19 protein-coding genes and 1 pseudogene are annotated in these 16,127 nt (G+C 63.9%); 9 read left to right on the top strand and 11 right to left on the bottom strand.

Features of this window, described 5'->3' with window-relative positions; genetic code table 11:
- Nucleotides 1–34: 34 nt before the first annotated feature.
- Entirely contained in the window at nt 35–301 is a 267-nt protein-coding gene (locus ACLQI9_RS25110; RefSeq protein ID WP_442377298.1) for an ANTAR domain-containing protein, read from the top strand.
- A 27-nt stretch (nt 302–328) separates the two neighbouring features.
- Here ACLQI9_RS25110 and ACLQI9_RS25105 read toward each other — a convergent pair whose 3' ends face one another.
- The 6 genes and pseudogenes from ACLQI9_RS25105 to ACLQI9_RS25080 all read right to left on the bottom strand — a co-directional run bounded on the left by ACLQI9_RS25105 (nt 329) and on the right by ACLQI9_RS25080 (nt 5,817).
- Nucleotides 329–835, bottom strand: coding sequence for a hypothetical protein (locus tag ACLQI9_RS25105; protein WP_442377300.1), 507 nt, complete (start codon nt 833–835; stop codon nt 329–331).
- A 29-nt stretch (nt 836–864) separates the two neighbouring features.
- Nucleotides 865–1,532 (bottom strand): annotated as a pseudogene (locus ACLQI9_RS25100) (cutinase family protein).
- A 57-nt stretch (nt 1,533–1,589) separates the two neighbouring features.
- Nucleotides 1,590–2,015 carry a hypothetical protein gene (locus ACLQI9_RS25095; protein ID WP_442388886.1) on the bottom strand — a complete coding sequence of 142 codons (426 nt, stop codon included), beginning with the start codon at nt 2,013–2,015 and terminating at the stop codon, nt 1,590–1,592.
- Nucleotides 2,016–2,115: 100 nt separating this feature from the next.
- Complete coding sequence (locus ACLQI9_RS25090) at nt 2,116–3,399, bottom strand: cytochrome P450 (protein WP_442377304.1); 1,284 nt, start codon at nt 3,397–3,399, stop codon at nt 2,116–2,118.
- A gap of 40 nt (nt 3,400–3,439) precedes the next feature.
- The gene (locus ACLQI9_RS25085; protein ID WP_442377306.1) at nt 3,440–4,198 is read right to left on the bottom strand and encodes an SGNH/GDSL hydrolase family protein; all 759 of its coding nucleotides are present in this window, start codon (nt 4,196–4,198) and stop codon (nt 3,440–3,442) included.
- Complete coding sequence (locus ACLQI9_RS25080) at nt 4,195–5,817, bottom strand: FAD-dependent monooxygenase (protein ID WP_442377308.1); 1,623 nt, start codon at nt 5,815–5,817, stop codon at nt 4,195–4,197. Before ACLQI9_RS25080 ends, ACLQI9_RS25085 begins: the two co-directional genes overlap by 4 nt.
- Nucleotides 5,818–5,977: 160 nt before the next feature.
- On the opposite strand from ACLQI9_RS25080, the gene ACLQI9_RS25075 reads away from it, so the two are divergent.
- Nucleotides 5,978–6,334 carry a PadR family transcriptional regulator gene (locus ACLQI9_RS25075; protein ID WP_442377310.1) on the top strand — a complete coding sequence of 119 codons (357 nt, stop codon included), beginning with the start codon at nt 5,978–5,980 and terminating at the stop codon, nt 6,332–6,334.
- The gene (locus ACLQI9_RS25070; protein ID WP_442377312.1) at nt 6,331–6,720 is read left to right on the top strand and encodes a hypothetical protein; all 390 of its coding nucleotides are present in this window, start codon (nt 6,331–6,333) and stop codon (nt 6,718–6,720) included. Before ACLQI9_RS25075 ends, ACLQI9_RS25070 begins: the two co-directional genes overlap by 4 nt.
- Nucleotides 6,721–6,742: 22 nt before the next feature.
- Here the strand turns inward: ACLQI9_RS25070 and ACLQI9_RS25065 are convergent, their stop codons facing one another.
- Nucleotides 6,743–7,120 (bottom strand): MmpS family transport accessory protein, encoded by a 378-nt coding sequence (locus ACLQI9_RS25065; RefSeq protein ID WP_442377314.1) that lies wholly within the window; start codon nt 7,118–7,120, stop codon nt 6,743–6,745.
- A 130-nt stretch (nt 7,121–7,250) separates the two neighbouring features.
- On the opposite strand from ACLQI9_RS25065, the gene ACLQI9_RS25060 reads away from it, so the two are divergent.
- Entirely contained in the window at nt 7,251–8,339 is a 1,089-nt protein-coding gene (locus ACLQI9_RS25060; protein WP_442377316.1) for a catalase family peroxidase, read from the top strand.
- Nucleotides 8,336–8,887: a cytochrome b gene (locus ACLQI9_RS25055; RefSeq protein WP_442377318.1), complete on the top strand. Its 552-nt coding sequence runs from the start codon at nt 8,336–8,338 to the stop codon at nt 8,885–8,887. The genes ACLQI9_RS25060 and ACLQI9_RS25055 overlap by 4 nt, the downstream gene beginning before the upstream one ends.
- A gap of 26 nt (nt 8,888–8,913) precedes the next feature.
- Here ACLQI9_RS25055 and ACLQI9_RS25050 read toward each other — a convergent pair whose 3' ends face one another.
- On the bottom strand, nt 8,914–9,306 hold the full coding sequence (locus ACLQI9_RS25050; RefSeq protein WP_442377320.1) for a hypothetical protein: 393 nt from the start codon (nt 9,304–9,306) through the stop codon (nt 8,914–8,916).
- Nucleotides 9,307–9,384: 78 nt separating this feature from the next.
- Nucleotides 9,385–9,825: a hypothetical protein gene (locus ACLQI9_RS25045; protein WP_442392341.1), complete on the bottom strand. Its 441-nt coding sequence runs from the start codon at nt 9,823–9,825 to the stop codon at nt 9,385–9,387.
- Between the two features lie 163 nt (nt 9,826–9,988).
- On the opposite strand from ACLQI9_RS25045, the gene ACLQI9_RS25040 reads away from it, so the two are divergent.
- The 3 genes from ACLQI9_RS25040 (at nt 9,989) to ACLQI9_RS25030 (ending at nt 13,969) form a co-directional block, all read left to right on the top strand.
- Nucleotides 9,989–10,963, top strand: coding sequence for a nitrilase-related carbon-nitrogen hydrolase (locus ACLQI9_RS25040; RefSeq protein ID WP_442377323.1), 975 nt, complete (start codon nt 9,989–9,991; stop codon nt 10,961–10,963).
- A gap of 81 nt (nt 10,964–11,044) precedes the next feature.
- Complete coding sequence (locus tag ACLQI9_RS25035; RefSeq protein ID WP_442377324.1) at nt 11,045–12,118, top strand: NAD(P)H-dependent amine dehydrogenase family protein; 1,074 nt, start codon at nt 11,045–11,047, stop codon at nt 12,116–12,118.
- A gap of 189 nt (nt 12,119–12,307) precedes the next feature.
- Nucleotides 12,308–13,969: an Hsp70 family protein gene (locus tag ACLQI9_RS25030; protein WP_442377326.1), complete on the top strand. Its 1,662-nt coding sequence runs from the start codon at nt 12,308–12,310 to the stop codon at nt 13,967–13,969.
- On the opposite strand, the gene ACLQI9_RS25025 is transcribed toward ACLQI9_RS25030, so the two are convergent.
- Together ACLQI9_RS25025 and ACLQI9_RS25020 are read right to left on the bottom strand one after the other, a co-directional pair.
- Nucleotides 13,966–14,184 (bottom strand): hypothetical protein, encoded by a 219-nt coding sequence (locus ACLQI9_RS25025; RefSeq protein ID WP_442377327.1) that lies wholly within the window; start codon nt 14,182–14,184, stop codon nt 13,966–13,968. The genes ACLQI9_RS25030 and ACLQI9_RS25025 overlap by 4 nt on opposite strands.
- Before the next feature lie 117 nt (nt 14,185–14,301).
- The gene (locus tag ACLQI9_RS25020; protein WP_442377329.1) at nt 14,302–15,255 is read right to left on the bottom strand and encodes an SDR family oxidoreductase; all 954 of its coding nucleotides are present in this window, start codon (nt 15,253–15,255) and stop codon (nt 14,302–14,304) included.
- A 90-nt stretch (nt 15,256–15,345) separates the two neighbouring features.
- On the opposite strand from ACLQI9_RS25020, the gene ACLQI9_RS25015 reads away from it, so the two are divergent.
- Nucleotides 15,346–16,119: an SHOCT domain-containing protein gene (locus tag ACLQI9_RS25015; RefSeq protein ID WP_442377331.1), complete on the top strand. Its 774-nt coding sequence runs from the start codon at nt 15,346–15,348 to the stop codon at nt 16,117–16,119.
- Nucleotides 16,120–16,127 lie beyond the last annotated feature (8 nt).

The raw sequence follows: 16,127 nt of genomic DNA, 5'->3' as shown, positions 1-16,127 counted from the left end.
GATATTCGCATGCTCAACAGGAGGTAAGCACAGCATGACGCTGGAAGCGCACGGTGGTCGCATCCTCGACACGGCGAAGGGCATTCTCATCGGCCTTCGTCGGTGTCCCTCCGAGACAGCTTTCCACGAACTGCTCAGCGTGGCACAACGTCACAAGATGCCGGTGTTCGCAATGGCCTGGGCGCTAGTGCATCTCGCGAACGGCGGCGAAAACTCAGCCCACACCTCTGCCGACGCGCAGTTGGCGGCTCGTGACGAATGGGGTCAACTCTTCGCCGGCTCGGCGGTGTCGGTCGGTTGAGACTGACCGCGAAGATCGGCGTTTGATTCACCGCCGTGCGGACTCGGTCAGAGGTCGACCGTTGGCTGCATGCAGCAGACAGATGACCGTACTCGGGGCGGGATTGTCCGATGTCCGATCCTGATCGGAGTCGATGAGGTAGGTCAACGCGAATGAGCTGCCGTCGACGGATTGCCCGGTGTATCCGGGAAACCCTGAAGCGCACTCCCGGTTGGCGACGTCGGCGACGGCAGCATTGACCGCCAGCGGCCCGCGAAGATAAACCTCTGCCGCATGAGCGGTCGCACAGTCGACAACGGTGACAGTGACCACGCTGGGGTCGCTCGGTGGAAGCTCAGCCAGACAATCACCGACCTGCAAGTCAATCCACTTCTCGCTGCGAGGATTTCGTGTCGTGGGCGGGGCAGCCACGGCGGTTGTCGTGCTTATCGGTGTCGGGGCCGCCGTTGTCGATGCATGACCAGATTTAAGATCGTTCGGGTGGCAGGCTGGGAGCACGGTCAGCGCGACGAGCGAAGCGGCCAAGCCGCACATAGATTGTAAGAGAATAAGTTTCGGCCGCATTAAAGATGACTTGGAGCGAAATTCGCTGCGTGGTCTACCATCCCGTCGTCGGCGTAGGCCGCATGTCCGGCCCAGTCGCCCCCATCAGAACAGACCGGGTCGTCAGGGGTGCACAACTTGAGGGTCTTGGGCTGATACAGCGGGCCGATGACGACCTGCGGCGCCCCGACCGTATCCATGAACCGGTTTGACGGCGCTCCAAACAGGGTGACCGCGGCGACATGGTTGGCCACATCGGCTGGCATCGGCTTCGGTACGTCAGCGGCATCGACCCCGTCCGGTATCGCCGCCGAGGTGACGAAACCCATCACGGCCGCGCCCTGGGAATATCCGCCGAGCACCATCTTCGTTTTCGGACAGCTGGCCGCCATGGACTCGACATGATCGCCCGCGTCTTTAATACCGTCGAGCGCGGTGTGAAAGTCAGTGCTGGCCGGGTAATCGACCGCGTATACCCCGAACGACTTCGGGCCGACCTTCGACTGCAGTGAATCGACGAATGCCTGACCGATTCCTCCGACGCCTGGTGTCTCAGTGGTACCCCTGGCGAATATCGCTTCCACGTCGGGCAGCCCTCGGCGGATGCGGATGGAATGAAAACACCGAGAAATGCCCACGTCATAACGACAACAACGGCAAGGGATTTAGCGACCAAATGTACACGCACGGTACAATATTGCCATACCGTATCGGCAATGGTCGGGACCCTCGACCCGGTGTGGCTTTAGGTTCGCACCAGCGTGAAGGGGTAGGAAACCTTCCCGCCCGGTGCGCCGCCGCAACCGGCGTCGAAAGTGGAGTCCACCGAACCGACGAGCGTCACCATGTCCCATGAATAGGTGTCGTGCGACGGCAGGAAGTACACGATGCAGCGCACGCCGTCGGGCACGTCGACGACCATCGTGTAGCGACCATTGGCGAGGTGCGCATCTGCGATCCACGGTGTCGCTTGCCCGTTAGGTCTCGGCGTGGCATTCACATGGACACAGTCAGGGGTGTAGGTCACCTGGTCTAAGCCGCACTGCCTGACCTCCCACATCCAGGAGTGTCCCGGATCCCTCGGGGTATGCACTTCGTAGTTGCCGATCAGCATCCCGGCTCCGGCAGCAGGCGCGAGGGCTATCGCGGCTGAGGCGAGCGCGACGCCCAGTGCCGTTGTCTTCACGGTCCTCAAGGGGTTTCCTCCGTTCAATTACCACCCTTCGGCTTGCGCCGACTATACGGTTCTGACGTTGCGCGATGGGCTGGAATCAGCCGGGCGGAGTCCAGGCAATCGGCAGCGTCTTGATGCCGTGGATGAAGGGCGACAGCAGCCGTGCAGGCTCTTCGATCGCGACGACATCGGGTATTTCGCGGTGCAGTTCTTCGAACATGACGCGGATCTCGCGACGAGCCAGGTTGGCCCCCAAGCAGAAATGGGCGCCGCCGCCACCGAAGCCGACGTGCGGATTCGGGTTGCGGGTGACGTCGAACTTCCACGGGTCGACGAACTTCGACTCGTCGCGGTTGGCGGAGCAGTACCACAGCGTCGCCTTGTCCCCGGCGGCCATCGTCGTCCCACTCAGCTCGAAGTCGCGGGTGAGCGTGCGTCGCATGTAGATCACCGGCGACGCCCAGCGGACGATCTCCTCGACCGCCGAGTGCGATACGCCGTAGAAGTTGGCCCACCAGGCCTGCCGCTGCTCGGGGTAACGCGTCAGCGCGAGCAGACCGTGGCTGATCGCGTTGCGTGTCGTCTCGTTGCCGGCGACCGCCAGCAGGATGAAGAACGACGCGACCTCAGCCGAGGTCAACCGCTCGCCGTCTACCTCGGCTTCCACCAGGCTCGTCGTCAGATCGTCGTGGTGATTGACGCGACGATCCTCCGCCAACGCGCTGGCGTAGGCGCCGATCTCCATCGAAACCCGAACGAACTCATCGAATTCGGTAGTCAGATCGGGGTCGCCGAAGCCGAGGATCACGTTGGTCCAGTGGAATATCCGCTGATGGTCCTCCTCGGGGACCCCCATCATGTCGCAGATGACCTGCAACGGCAGGGGCCCGGCCAGCTCGCTGACCGCCTCGCCGTTGCCGTCGGGATGAGCGGCGATCATCGACGCGACCAGCCGGTGGGCCCGCTCGCGCACCGATGCCTCGATGCGGGCCACCACTTTCGGGGTGAAAGCCCTGCTGACGATCGATCGCAGCCGCTGATGCCGCGGGTCGTCGAGCACGATCATCGAGCCGAAGTACTCGGATACCTCTGGCGTCTGGTCGTTGATGGTGATGTTGGGACTGGAGCTGAAGATCTCGGGGTGGCGGCTGGCGTAGAACACGTCGTCGAGTCCGGTCAGCGCCCAATGTCCGCCGCCTGCTTGGAAGCCTTCTTGGACGGGCTCAGGCCAGAACGAGATCGGCGCTTCACGCCGTAGGGTGGCGAACGCCCCGTCGCGCAGATCGTCGTCGAGTGCCCAGAAGTCCCACGTGCCCAGGTCGACATCGGCGAGCGGCACCTCGGGCGGCGCCGTGCCGTTAGCTCGAGTCGCAATGCTCATGTCGACCGTCCTCGTCGTTGAGCGGGCTACAGGCGCGAGCCTAAACCGCCCCGGCCGATCTTGAAGGCGAGTCGAGGAACTGCTGAACGACGTCGGTGAGGATGCGGCCACCCTTGGTGTTGAGGTGAATGCCGTCGATGTGGAGTTCCCAGCCGTTTCTCTGCGAGATCTGATCGAAACTTCGTCGCAGAATCATTTCGCGGAATAGGTAGTCGCGGTAGAACGCAGCGAAGGAGAACCGGGTAAACGGTTTGGCGATCGTTGAGCGGGTGAGTTGATCACAGAAGCACTCGTAAAACGGAATGTAGTAGCAGGCGCTGCTGCGTGATACGTCGGCGATGGTGCCGTTGTAGGCGGCAACCAGATCGTTGAGCCGCAACTGAACGGCATCGCTTGATCGAAGAGCTTCTCCGACGGGCGCCACGGAACTCAGCGCGATTCTGGCGTGGGTGGCCTGCTGCAGGCGATGGGTGATCAGCTCGAGGTTGTCTTTGAAGTGTGCGGGCGAGGGATCTTGAGAGACCCGCTTCCAGGCGCGGGTGAATCGTCGGAAATTCGGAAAGACGCTCGCCAGGATGTCGTTGGTCCCGATCAGCACGATGACCCGGTCCGGTGCCATGCGTATTACCGGGTCGAGCCGCCTGGCGATGTTGAACGACAGGTCACCGCCCACGCCGAAGTTGACGAATCGAAACCGGCTGTTTTGCGGTCGCTTGACCAGTTCATCGATCCAGTTATAGGTGCCCTTTGCGGCGGTCGTGCTCGAGCCCAGACACGCGACGGTTTCGGGCTGCGTCATCGGCCCAGAATGCGGCACATTGCCTGGTTGAGCGCGTTTTCCGGGGATTTGGGGAGGTCGTCGGTGCGCCAGGCAACGAAATCATCGGGGCGCACGAGCAGCGCAGCATCCGGGCGGAGGCCCGTGAGCGCGGCCCATCGACCATCGACGTCTCGGAAGTCGGCGTCGGCGCCGATACTGCGGACGTCAACCGAGACACCGAGCGATCTGCACACCGCGTCGGCTGCTTTCGTCCATGGCGTTCCGGCTGAACCGACGAACAGCGTGAAGCCCCGCCCGAGCAGATCCAGTGTGGACACGCGGGGACCCTCGCCGCCCTGCACCCAGGCATGCGGCACCCTGGTGCCGGGTTCCCCCCGCAGTTCCTCGGTCTCGACCAGCTGCACCGCGTCGGGGTCCGCCGGCGTCGCCTGGTCGCTCACCACCGCAGACGAGCAGTACTTGTATCCGGCGATCATGTAAAACAAAGGCAGATCTTCTTCGGCGGGCAGCTTTGGCCGGTCGTCCTCCAACGGTAGAAACGACATGGCCGGCCCGGTCAGCGACTGCCGCGCCGCGAAACGTCCGACGGGATGCCGCTCGGCATGGTAGGTGTCAAGTAGCCCGGGACCCGCCGTCCCCTTCAGCACCGCTGCGAGTTTCCATGCCAGGTTGTGCGCGCTCTCGATCGCGCTGTTCGCCCCGCCGCCCTTCAACGGGGGCATGGTATGGGCCGAGTCGCCGACGAGAAAGATTCTGCCGCAACGGAATTGATCGGCGACTTGTTCGGAGGGTTGCCAAGGTCCGACGTCCACAATTTCCACGTCGATTGGCGACCCGATGGCTGCGAGCAGCATCTGGCGGCAGCGCTGCGGTGTGAACTGGTCAACGGTTTCACCCCGACTCGGAAAGTAGGTGGCCGCAAAAACACCGAGGTCGTCTTTGGCCACAATGAGTATTCCGTTGACGTCCGGATTGGCGATCTGGATACCGTCGCCGTCGCCCAAGTCGGGGACGAATTGACGCCACGGCGCGCGAAAATACATAAAGACAACGAAGATCGGCAGCCGGCCGAAGCCAGATGTGCTGATGCCCAGCTTCTCCCGAATCGGGCTGTGGGTGCCGTCGGCGGCCACTAGGTAGTCGGCGAACACGTCCGACGTCATACCGGTGTCAAGGTCTTTGATCGTCGCGACGATGCCCGTATCGTCCTGTTTGAACGACTTCAGTTCTGTGCGGTATCGCACCTCGCCGCCCAGCCGACGGCTTTCATCCAGCAAGATCGGTTCCAGTCTGCTTTGCGGACAATATCTTCCATGCGCTTCGGGGCTGAGCCCCTCGGCGCTGGAAAGCATCGACGCCGCATCGAATACCCCGCTCTGTTCGGGGCTGCTGAGCGTCTCTTTGCAGACCATCGTCGAAATGTGTTCGGCGACGGCGTCTACCGCATCTCCGACGCCCAGACGGCGCAATATCTCCAAGCTGCGGAAGTTGAGGTTGCGGGCCTTTGGGTATATGAAAGTCGCACGGCGCTTTTCGACCAAGAGGGACTCAACGCCTCGGCGGCCAAGCATGGCGGACATCGAAAGACCGCCGATCCCAGCGCCGGCTATCAGGACCGATGAGCGGTGTGTGGGCATGGTCACCTCACCCTGCGGTTGATGATAGCGATAGTTACTATCAAGTGATAGACGCTATCGACTAAGTCGAGAACAGTCCAGTGGCCATGGATATGGCCGCTGGGTCATCGGGTCGTACTACGCTTGCCGTAATACGTAGCACGTACTAATGTTAGCCGGTATGGCACGCGGTTCTCGACCGGCCCGGAAGCTCGGCAGGCGAAACGACCCGGGGGTGCTGATCATGACCAGCCTGGCTTCGGGCGCTAAGCACGGCTACGCGTTGGCACGCGATATCGAGAGATTCGCCGGCGTGACGCTCGGGCCGGGAACGCTCTATGGAGCGATCACCGCACTGGAGGAACACGGCCTGATCGAACCGGCGGGCCACGACGAGCGGAGGCGTCCGTATCGGTTGACCGCCGCGGGACGGGCCGAACTGACCACAGCGGTGCGGAGCCTGGGGGCAATTGCGGCCGAGGGTGCCCGCCGGCTCGGGATCTCATTGCATGCTCCTAACGCCGGGTGGGCGCAATGAATCCGCGCGACGTCAGCGGCGTCCTGCGCTGGTACCCCGCGGCCTGGCGCCGCCGATACGGCGAGGGGTTGATCGCCATGCTGGACGACACCTACGGCAACGACAAGCTTCCGCCGCGTGTCCGGATGTCACTATTCCGATCCGGCCTGACTGAGCGAATTCGCTTGTTGCGCAAATATTCTGGTACATACGTCGGCTACAGCATCGCTTGTGCCTTTGTCTGGGCCGTCATCCTGACGACGGTGTGGACTCACGCCGGCGACGCCACCCGGCACACTTTTGCGGTATTCGCCGGTGGGTGGGCGATCGGTTGGCTGTCGGCGAGCATCGCGCGCGTCGTCTACCCACCACCGAAACCACGCAGACCGGTCGACGCCAATCGGTGATTTCGCCCGCGCGGTCGAACCGTCAGTGCGAGCAGACGGTGCGGGCGGGTGCCCCGTTCGCAGTCGCTTGGCTGACCACCTTGCCGTCGATCAGGATCGTGCACGTGATCGAGCCGGGGCTCTGCGCGCTGAGCACGAAGACTTTGGAACCGGTAACGGTGAACTGCGTCTGCCATGGCAATGGCACGTGTGCTTGCTGAGTCTGGCCGGTCTGGCCGGTGTCGGTCTGATACGAGATGTAGTCAGCCACCGGAGCGCTGCCAGTCAACTGATAGGTCACCTGGGACTGCGGGCCCGTTGCGTTCGCCGCCCCGCAAATCCCTACCGTGGTCGCGGAAGCGGTCAGCACCGCAAGCAGGATCGATGAACCTGTGCGGGCCTTGATCGGACGTGTGCTCATGGTCATCCTCCCGCGACATAGTGTCACTCTGGCCAAATGCGTGGGGATGTTTTCGGGTCTTTTCACCCCGAGCCGACCATTCGGCGGCCATGCTTGAACCGATGTCAGCTGACCGTCGTAAAGGCTAGTGATGACTGAACAGCCGGAGGACGCCGGACGATGGGGCACCGCGCGTCCTGCCAGACGTGATGTACTGCTCGGTGCCGCGGTGGTCGGAGCCTTCCTGGCGGCGGACCTGGGTGCACTGCTCTACGCGAACAAATGGATCGGTCCCGCGCGGCTGACGCAGGGGGTTTTCCTCAACGGCTTTGCCAAGGTGTTCGGTCGACAACCTGGGTTTCGCAAGAACCACGCCAAGGGAGTCGCCGTCACCGGTTACTTCGACAGCAACGGCAACGGCAGCACGCTGTCGAAGGCGGTGGTGTTCGCGTCCGGTCGCACCCCGGTGACCGGACGGTTTTCGTTGGCCGGCGGCAATCCGCACGCCACTGATGCGTCGTCGACCGCGCGCGGGCTGGGACTGGTGTTCGGCTTCCCCGGCGGAGAGCAGTGGCGGATGGCCACACTGAATCTTCCAGTCTTCCTGGACAATTCACCGCAAGGCTTCTACGACCGGCTGATCGCTTCAGCCGCCGTTCCCGGAACTGGCGAGCCCGATCCGACGGCAATGGCGCAATTCCTGGCCGCACATCCGGAAACGGCGCGGGCCATGGCCATCGTCAAGCAGCATCCGCCGACAACCGGCTTCGCCGATAGTGTGTACAGCGGGTTGAACGCCTTCTACTTCGTCAACGCATCCGGCGCGCGGGCGCCGGTGCGGTGGTCGCTGACTCCGCTGCAACAGGCGCTGCCACCCGCGTCGGGGCCGAATGCGCTGTTCGATGCGCTGGTCCGGCAGTTGCGGGCCAGCCCACTGCGCTGGCGTTTCGTGCTCACCGTCGGCGCGGCGTCCGATCCGACGCACGATGCGACGCTGCCCTGGCCTGCCGGTCGCCGCAGCGTCGACGCCGGGGTGCTCACGCTCGACTCTGTCCAAACCGAAGCGCCGGGCAATGCGCGGGACATCAACTTCGATCCGCTAGTGCTGCCCGCCGGCATCGAGCCGTCAGACGATCCGCTGCTGAGCGCGCGATCGGCCGTGTACGCCGCGTCGTACCGGCGTCGCACCGGCGAGACCGGAAGCCCGCCCGCGGTACAGGTCGACAAGGTCGCGTTGTGACCGCAGCGCCCGAACCCGGCCAATACACGGCGTTGACCAGGGTCCTGCACTGGTTGACGGCCGCGCTGGTGTTCTGCGGCCTGTTCATCGGTTTCGTGATGGTGAACTCGGTCGGCGACTACTCCGCGCTGATCATGATCCACCGGACGCTGGGCGTGACCATCCTCGTGGTGGTGCTGGTGCGTCTCGTCAACCGGTTGGCCCATCGCGCTCCGCCGTTACCGTCCACGGTCGGCGCGCTGGAACGCAAGATCGTCGTGCTGTCGGAAGTGTCGCTGTATGCGCTGCTGTTGCTCCAGCCGCTGATCGGCTGGGCGATGGTTTCGGCCGCGGGGGGACCGGCCGTCGTGTTCGGCTCATTGCGGCTCCCGCGCATCGCACCGTTCGACGCGCAGTTGTTTTGGCTGCTGCGGCAAGCTCATTCGGTCGTCGCGTATGCGTTGATGGCCGCAATCGCCGCGCACATTTCCGCGGTTTTGCTGCACACATTGACCTTGCGCGACCGGATGATCGAGAGGATGACATTCCGGTTGGCCCGCCGCCGTTGATCCGGTCGAGTACCAGCGCTCGCTTCTTAAGGTGTGCCTTCCCAGTGCTTGGCCAGAGGTGTTCCGGCAAACCTCTCGAGCATCACTCTGGACAGCAGTAGCACGGAGCTGCGCGGACGGTGGTTTACCACCAGGCGTTGTGCCTTCCCGGCGGTGTTGAAAACGACCAGGACGATGACGAAGAGGGGCATGCTACGCACTGCTGAGGTGTAGTCCTCCAGGAAACTGTTCTCCCCGCACGGACCCGCGTACCGGAACTCTTGAAACTCGTATATTTCGCGGGCGGCCACCACGACTTCATGGACCGCCTCCGCACCCTGGATGGCGCCGTCCCACGCCGGACCTTCCCCGGTTACATCGTCAGCAAGGTTGTCCAGCCACGCCGGGTAGTACGGCTTTCCCAAATATGTCGACGCCATGCCGTGCCTCCGATGACTCATGAGCCGCAGGAATCGTTCGCTTCGACGTCGTCGAGTCCTGCTGCCGTTGTTGATCCTTTACGGCGTATCTTCCCAATGCCTCGCATGGGGTGTGCCGGCGAACTTCTCAAGCATCAAGCGGGAAAACTGCAGCATCGCGCTGCGTGGCCGGTGGTTCACCACTACGCGCTCGGTCTGCCCGGCTGCGTTGAAGGTGACTCGGACGACAACGTAGGTGGGTATGCCGCGGACCGAACTCGAATAGTCCTCGAGGAAACCGTCCTCGCCGCAGGGGCCGGCGTAATTGAACTCCTGGTGGTCATAGAGTTGCCGGGCACTGGTCAGGATGGAACGAACATCGTCGGCGCCGTGCGCGGTGCCGTCCATTGCCGCGGCCTCCAAGGTGACGTCTTCGGCCAGGTTGTCTAACCACGACGGGTAATAGGGCTTTCCCATGTACGTCATACGGCGCCTCTCGTGGAATCCGTCGGTGGGCTTGCTGGGTTGGCGCACGCTCATGATTCGTGACTGAGACGGTGCAAGTATCCGTCTGCGCCGCCGTCAAGGCAGCCTTTTGGAAGGTTTCAAACCGAGTGAAGGATTGGCGCACAACTGGCCCGAACGGCTGGCTTGAGGCACACACTGTTCTTATCGCAGGACACACCACGAGAGGGCGGGCGCTGTGACCACTGTTCGAGCTGCGGCCGTTCAACTGAGCCCCGTGCTCTACAGCCGTGAAGGCACCGTGGAGCGCGTTGTCACCAAGATCGACGAATTGGCAAAGCGGGAAGTGCAATTCGCGGTTTTTCCGGAAACCGTTGTTCCGTATTACCCGTATTTTTCGTTTGTGCAACGCCCTTACGAAATGATGGCCGAACAAATGCGGCTGTTGGGACAGGCCGTCACGGTGCCATCGTCGGCCACGGAGGCGATCGGCGACGCCGCACGACACGCTGAAATGGTGGTCTCCATCGGAGTGAACGAACGTGACGGCGGGTCACTGTTCAACAGTCAGCTGCTTTTCGATGTCGACGGAACGCTGATCCAGCGTCGCCGCAAGATCACGCCCACCTATCACGAACGCATGGTGTGGGGCCAAGGCGACGGCAGCGGGCTTCGAGCCGTCGACAGCGCGGTGGGCCGCGTCGGCCAGTTGGCCTGTTGGGAGCACTACAACCCGCTAGCCCGGTACGCGCTGATCGCGGACGGCGAGCAGATCCATTCGGCGATGTTCCCGGGTTCGATCTTCGGCGACTTGTTCTCTCAGCAGACCGAGATACAGGTGCGGAACCACGCACTCGAGTCCGGTGTCTTCGTGGTTGCTGCGACGGCCTGGCTGGATCCCGACCAGCAACAGCAGATCATGGCCGACACTGGCTGCCCGGCGGACCCGATATCGGGTGGCTGCTTCACCGCAATCATCACCCCGCAAGGCGAACTGCTCGGCAAGCCGTTGCGGTCCGGTGAAGGCGAGGTGATCGCCGATCTGGACTTTGGGCTGATTGACAAACGCAAGGCGTTCATGGACTCCAGCGGTCACTACAGTCGTCCCGAATTGCTCAGCTTGCTTGTCGATCACACGCCCAGCGCCCATGTCCATCGGCGTTTTCCCGGCTCGTCGGCGGCGGCCGATGTCGAGACAAACTCGCCGCATTAGCGACCGAGATCGCAGCGAGGAAAGACCGTACGGTTCTAGGATCGCCGCGATGAGAAAAACTCGTCGATCGAAAGGTGGCGCATGGCTAAGCGGGTCGTGATCTGGGGTACCGGTTTCGTCGGCAGGATGGTGATCGCCGAAATCGTCAAGCATCCGCTGTTCGAGTTGGTCGGCGTCGGCGTGAGCAATCCGAAGAAAGTCGGTCGCGACGTCGGCGAGATCTGTGGGCTGGCCGAACCGGTCGGCATCACCGCCACCGACGATGTCGATGCGCTGATCGCGCTGAAACCCGATGCGCTGGTGCATTACGGCCCGACCGCGGCGCACGCCGACGACAACATCGCGCTGATCACGCGGTTCCTGCGGGCCGGGATCGACGTCTGCTCGACGGCGATGACGCCGTGGGTCTGGCCGACCATGCATCTGAATCCGCCCAACTGGATCCAGCCGATCACCGAGGCCTGCGAGTTGGGCGAGGCGTCGTGTTTCACCACCGGCATCGACCCGGGCTTCGCCAACGACCTGTTTCCGATGACGCTGATGGGAGTGTGCTCGGAGGTGCGCACGGTACGGGCCTCCGAGCTGCTGGACTACACCAATTACGAGGGTGACTACGAGAACGAGATGGGCATCGGGCGCGAGCCCGAATTCCGCCCGATCCTGGAGAACCGCGATGTGCTGATCTTCGCGTGGGGCGCCACCGTGCCGATGATCGCGCATGCGGCCGGCATCATGCTCGACGAGATCACCACCACGTGGGACAAGTGGGTGACGCCCAACGAGCGCAAGACGGCGAAGGGCGTCATCCCGCCGGGACACGTGGCCGCGGTCCGGTTCACCATCAACGGCGTCTACAACGGCGAGACCCGCATCCAGCTCGAGCACGTGAACCGGATCGGCCTTGACGCCGCCCCGGACTGGCCGGCGGGCGTCAAAGACGACGTCTACCGGGTCGACATCGAGGGCACGCCGAGCATCTACCAGGAGACCGCATTTCGATTCACCGACGGCTCCGGACGCGACGCAGCCGCAGCCGGTTGCCTGGCGACCGGGATGCGTGCGCTCAACGCGGTGCCGGCCGTCAACGAACTCTCGCCGGGCTGGGTCACCCCGCTGGATCTGCCGCTGATCACGGGGGTCGGCACGATCCGATGAAGGCCGAGCCGCGGACCGCTGCCTGCGGCAGAATCGACACGGCTTATAAATTGGTGGCCGATGCGCGGGAGTCGGGGGACGCCCCCGCGGGGGAGACCGGCACTGTGACCCCAACGCGGATTGGACGATATGGCTGACGGAGGACGGTCGGCGTTAGGCCTCTCGATTGGGGCCACTAACTTGGCGGCGGTGACCGCCGACCGGGCGGTGACCCGCAGGCCGGTGTTGACGCTGTATCAGCAGCGCCCACCCGAAGTCGGCGTGCCATCGGAGAACCCGAAGCTCAACGAACCCGGGCTGGTGATCACCGACTTCGTCGACCGGGTGGGCGACCCGGCCGGCATCGTGGCAGCCGACGGTACGACCCACCGCAGCGAGACCCTGGTCGCCGATGCGCTGCGGGCACTGTCCTACGCGGTGACAGATGGACGAGCACCGCCGGATGCGGTCACGGTCACCCATCCCGCGCATTGGGGGCCGGGGGCAGTCGACGCGGTGCGGGTCGCGTTGAGCAGAGTCTCCGAATGGTCGGATGGGCGACTGGCGCTGCTACCGGACTCCGTGGCAGCGCTGATCGCGCTGCAGGCGAACCCGGGGGTGCCTAGCCGCGGAATCATCGCCGTGTGCGATTTCGGAGGCACCGGAACCACCCTGGCGCTGATCGACGCCGCCAACGGATACCAGGCGGTCGTTCCTGCCGTGCGGCATGGTGAATTCTCCGGCGATCTGATCGACCAGGCGTTGCTGACCCACGTCGTCGCCGATCTGTCCTCGGCCGGCTCGTTCGACACGTCGGCGACCTCGGCGATCGGCTCGCTGACTCCGCTGCGGGGCGCCTGCCGACGCGCCAAAGAAGAACTCTCGTCGACCATCGCGACCACGCTGGCCGCTGACGTGCCCGGCTATCGTGGCGATATCCGGGTCACCCGCGACGAACTCGGCGACGCGATCCGCCAGCCACTGGACGGGTTCATCACAGTCGTCCACGAAACGTTGCAGCGCAATGGAATTCGCACGGAAGATCTGGCAGCGATCGCATTGGTGGGCGGGGGTGCGAGCATCCCAGCGGTCACTACGACCCTGTCGCAACAGTTGGGCGTACCTATCATCACGGCACCGCGGCCGCACCTGACGCCCGCTATTGGTGCGGCGTTACGGGCCGCACGCGGCCCCGCTGATAGCGAGACAGCGATCGCGCCGACAGCGGCCGGAACGGTCGCCGATACCACGACGATCTCGAATATTCCGGTAGAACCCAGGCCAGTTCCCGCGCTGGCCTGGTCGGAGGCCGGCGACGACTCCGACATCATGCCGATCCGGCCCGGCGAGTACCCCGAACAAGGCAGCACCACCGGGCTGACGGCCGCGCGGTCGCAGGTCGGTGTCGATCGCGACTCCCAACCCGTCGTGACCCGCGCGGTTGCCGACGCCTGGTATCGCCGGCCGGCGGTGGTCATGGTCGGCACCGCGCTTGTGGTGCTGGCGGTCGCCGCCGCGGTCATGATCACCCTGCGTCACACCTCCGGCAGCGCACCGACCACACCGGCACCGAGCGTGAGCACCGCACCTGCGCCGTCTAACCAAGGGCCGGCTCCGTCGGGTGCGACGAACACTCAGGCCCCGGCGACCAGTCCGCCGTCATCGACCGAGTCGGACACCGGGACACCCCCGTCCACCACCACCGAGGCGCCGACGACAACGACCACCACCGAAGCGCCCACCACAACAACCACTTCGGCACCGACAACCACGGGGGCGCCCACCACGACTCAGGGGTCGGAGCCGCCGCGTTTTCCGAGATTTCCCCGCGGGCCGCGGGGCTTCCCTGAACCGGAACCGGGTTTCCGTTAGTCTTGCGGCTTGTCCTTGCCGAACTTCGGGTTGGCCTCGTCGTCCAGCCATTCGTTGATCGCGACGCCTGTGATCGTTCCCCCGGTGCCGGGCAGCACTACCGTCGGCCGATCATCGTCGTAGGCTTCCTGCATCTGGCGGACTTTTTCTTTACCTTCCTCGCTTAGTTCGGGCGTTTCCGAGGAGGTCTTTTGCTTGTTGTCGTGTGCGCTCATAAACCTTTCCGTCCTGACGAGACTTATGGCCTGCCGACGGCGCTCCTCGACGACTACCCGCTGTGGTGATGGGTCCAAACTGTGCTGCCGGGGTATGGCCGGCAGCGCAAACGGCAGTCAGTTCGGTTTTGGGTAACTGACGCCGGTTAGTTTCTCGGAGATATCCCATAGGCGCCGGCAATCGGCCTCGTTACGAGCCCGCGCGGGTACTTTGGCGGCTGCCACGCCACCGCCGGCGGCCTCGTAGATGCCGTGGGGCCCATAGAAGGCACCGCCTTCGGCCTGCGGGGACGTTGCCGCGTAGAGCGCGGGGAGGATCCCTTCCTCGATTTCCTGCCACAGGAACGGTGTCAGGCGCCACGACAGCTTGTAGAGCTGCTCCATCGTCGATGGTTTCGACCGCCCGTGGGACGGCCCGCTGATCTGAAGGTTGGTCTTGGTCAAGCCGGGGTGCGCGGCATCGGAGAGGATGCCCCAGCCCGCCTCTTTGCTGCGGCGATCCAACTCACGGGCGAACATCAGCACCGCCAGTTTCGATTGTCCGTAGGCCTGCATCGGGGTGTACGACTTCTCGAATTGCGGATCGTCGAAATGGATGCGGCCTTGGCGCGCAGCCAGGCTGCTCAGTGATACGACCCGCGGGCTGTCCGCGGCACGCAAAAGCGGCATCAGGTGCGCTGTGAGTGCGAAATGGCCGAGATGATTGCTGCCGAACTGCAATTCGAATCCATCGGTCGTGGTATCGCGTTTCGGCGGAGTCATCACACCGGCGTTGTTGATCAGGATGTCAATCGGGCGGCCGTCGGCGTTGAGTTGCTCGCCCAGGGCGGCCACCCCGGCCAGTGACGACAGGTCGAGCGGTTTGATGGTCAGCTTCGCGTCCGGAACCGTCGCGCGAATCTCGTCGATCGCTGCCTCACCCTTGGCGCGGTTGCGGATCGCCATGACGACGTCGGCGCCGGCCGCGGACAGCCGACGGGCTAATCCGAATCCTAGGCCGCTGTTGGATCCGGTGATGACGGCGAGTTTTCCGGACAGATCGGGGACGGTGGCGACGAGGTTGGGGGCCATGAGTCGTAGTCTCCTCTTCGCCTCGCCTCAGCGAAACCGGGCGGCGCGGTTTCGTTGGCGCCGCCCAGCTCCCAGTGACACACTGCGTGAATGAATAGCAGACGGCTCGCCAAGATTTCGCTGGCACTGGCCATCCTGGCGATGATTGTCGGGGGAATCGGCTTCATCGTCTTGCCGATGCTCAACGCGTTCGTGATGGACAAGTACAACGCCTACGGTGAGGTGCCCATCCCCGGATCAGCCAGCCGGCACCTGCCGGCCGGCAAAGTCACCGTTAGCTTTCACACCCAGGTCATCTCCGGACCTAACGGCGGTGGATTGCCGGTGCCGCAACTTGGGATGGATATCGACGCACCTCAGGGTGTTGCAGATCCGGCGGTCACCGAAAGCTATGGTGGCACAACGACAATCAACAACGACGCGCACCGGCGGGTCTGGGTCGTTCAGGTTCCGGCCGACGGCACGTACACGATCAAGACCGACGGTCAGGTCAACGGATTCATTAGCCCAAGCCTGGCGTTCGGTAAGGAGAGTCCCTACGGCTGGTCGGTATGGCCGTCTGTCGGGCTGTTCACCATCGGTACCCTTGGGCTGGTCGGCTCGACGTTGTGGTTGGCGCGAACCCGGCGGGTCACGCGACCGTTCGCAACCACGGAGCAACCCTTCCCGTTGTACAGCCCCACCGACCCCATCGACGCGGATTTGTCGGTGAGCGCGCCGGAGCCAGCACTCTCGTCGCATGCTCCGACCGGTGAGGCGATAAAGCTGGAGCAGCTGAAAACACTTGCATCGCTGCGGGATTCCGGGGCGTTGACCGAAGCGGAGTTCGAGACCGAGAAACGCAGGATCCTCGACGGCCGCTAGCCTGCGGT

The organism is Mycobacterium sp., assembly GCF_052143115.1.
In the GTDB taxonomy this organism is placed as follows: domain Bacteria; phylum Actinomycetota; class Actinomycetes; order Mycobacteriales; family Mycobacteriaceae; genus Mycobacterium.
This window is presented reverse-complemented; position numbering and strand designations above follow the sequence as displayed.

Bases quoted from the DNA above. Each gene is read 5' to 3' on its own strand.
- ACLQI9_RS25105 (WP_442377300.1), bottom strand. From the start codon at position 835: ATGTGCGGCTTGGCCGCTTCGCTCGTCGCGCTGACCGTGCTCCCAGCC.
- ACLQI9_RS25065 (WP_442377314.1), bottom strand. From the start codon at position 7,120: ATGAGCACACGTCCGATCAAGGCCCGCACAGGTTCATCGATCCTGCTT.
- ACLQI9_RS25050 (WP_442377320.1), bottom strand. From the start codon at position 9,306: ATGGCGTCGACATATTTGGGAAAGCCGTACTACCCGGCGTGGCTGGAC.
- ACLQI9_RS25075 (WP_442377310.1), top strand. From the start codon at position 5,978: ATGGCACGCGGTTCTCGACCGGCCCGGAAGCTCGGCAGGCGAAACGAC.
- ACLQI9_RS25035 (WP_442377324.1), top strand. From the start codon at position 11,045: ATGGCTAAGCGGGTCGTGATCTGGGGTACCGGTTTCGTCGGCAGGATG.
- ACLQI9_RS25085 (WP_442377306.1), bottom strand. From the start codon at position 4,198: ATGACGCAGCCCGAAACCGTCGCGTGTCTGGGCTCGAGCACGACCGCC.
- ACLQI9_RS25020 (WP_442377329.1), bottom strand. From the start codon at position 15,255: ATGGCCCCCAACCTCGTCGCCACCGTCCCCGATCTGTCCGGAAAACTC.
- ACLQI9_RS25070 (WP_442377312.1), top strand. From the start codon at position 6,331: ATGAATCCGCGCGACGTCAGCGGCGTCCTGCGCTGGTACCCCGCGGCC.
- ACLQI9_RS25025 (WP_442377327.1), bottom strand. From the start codon at position 14,184: ATGAGCGCACACGACAACAAGCAAAAGACCTCCTCGGAAACGCCCGAA.
- ACLQI9_RS25015 (WP_442377331.1), top strand. From the start codon at position 15,346: ATGAATAGCAGACGGCTCGCCAAGATTTCGCTGGCACTGGCCATCCTG.
- ACLQI9_RS25090 (WP_442377304.1), bottom strand. From the start codon at position 3,399: ATGAGCATTGCGACTCGAGCTAACGGCACGGCGCCGCCCGAGGTGCCG.
- ACLQI9_RS25045 (WP_442392341.1), bottom strand. From the start codon at position 9,825: ATGAGCGTGCGCCAACCCAGCAAGCCCACCGACGGATTCCACGAGAGG.
- ACLQI9_RS25080 (WP_442377308.1), bottom strand. From the start codon at position 5,817: ATGCCCACACACCGCTCATCGGTCCTGATAGCCGGCGCTGGGATCGGC.
- ACLQI9_RS25110 (WP_442377298.1), top strand. From the start codon at position 35: ATGACGCTGGAAGCGCACGGTGGTCGCATCCTCGACACGGCGAAGGGC.
- ACLQI9_RS25060 (WP_442377316.1), top strand. From the start codon at position 7,251: ATGACTGAACAGCCGGAGGACGCCGGACGATGGGGCACCGCGCGTCCT.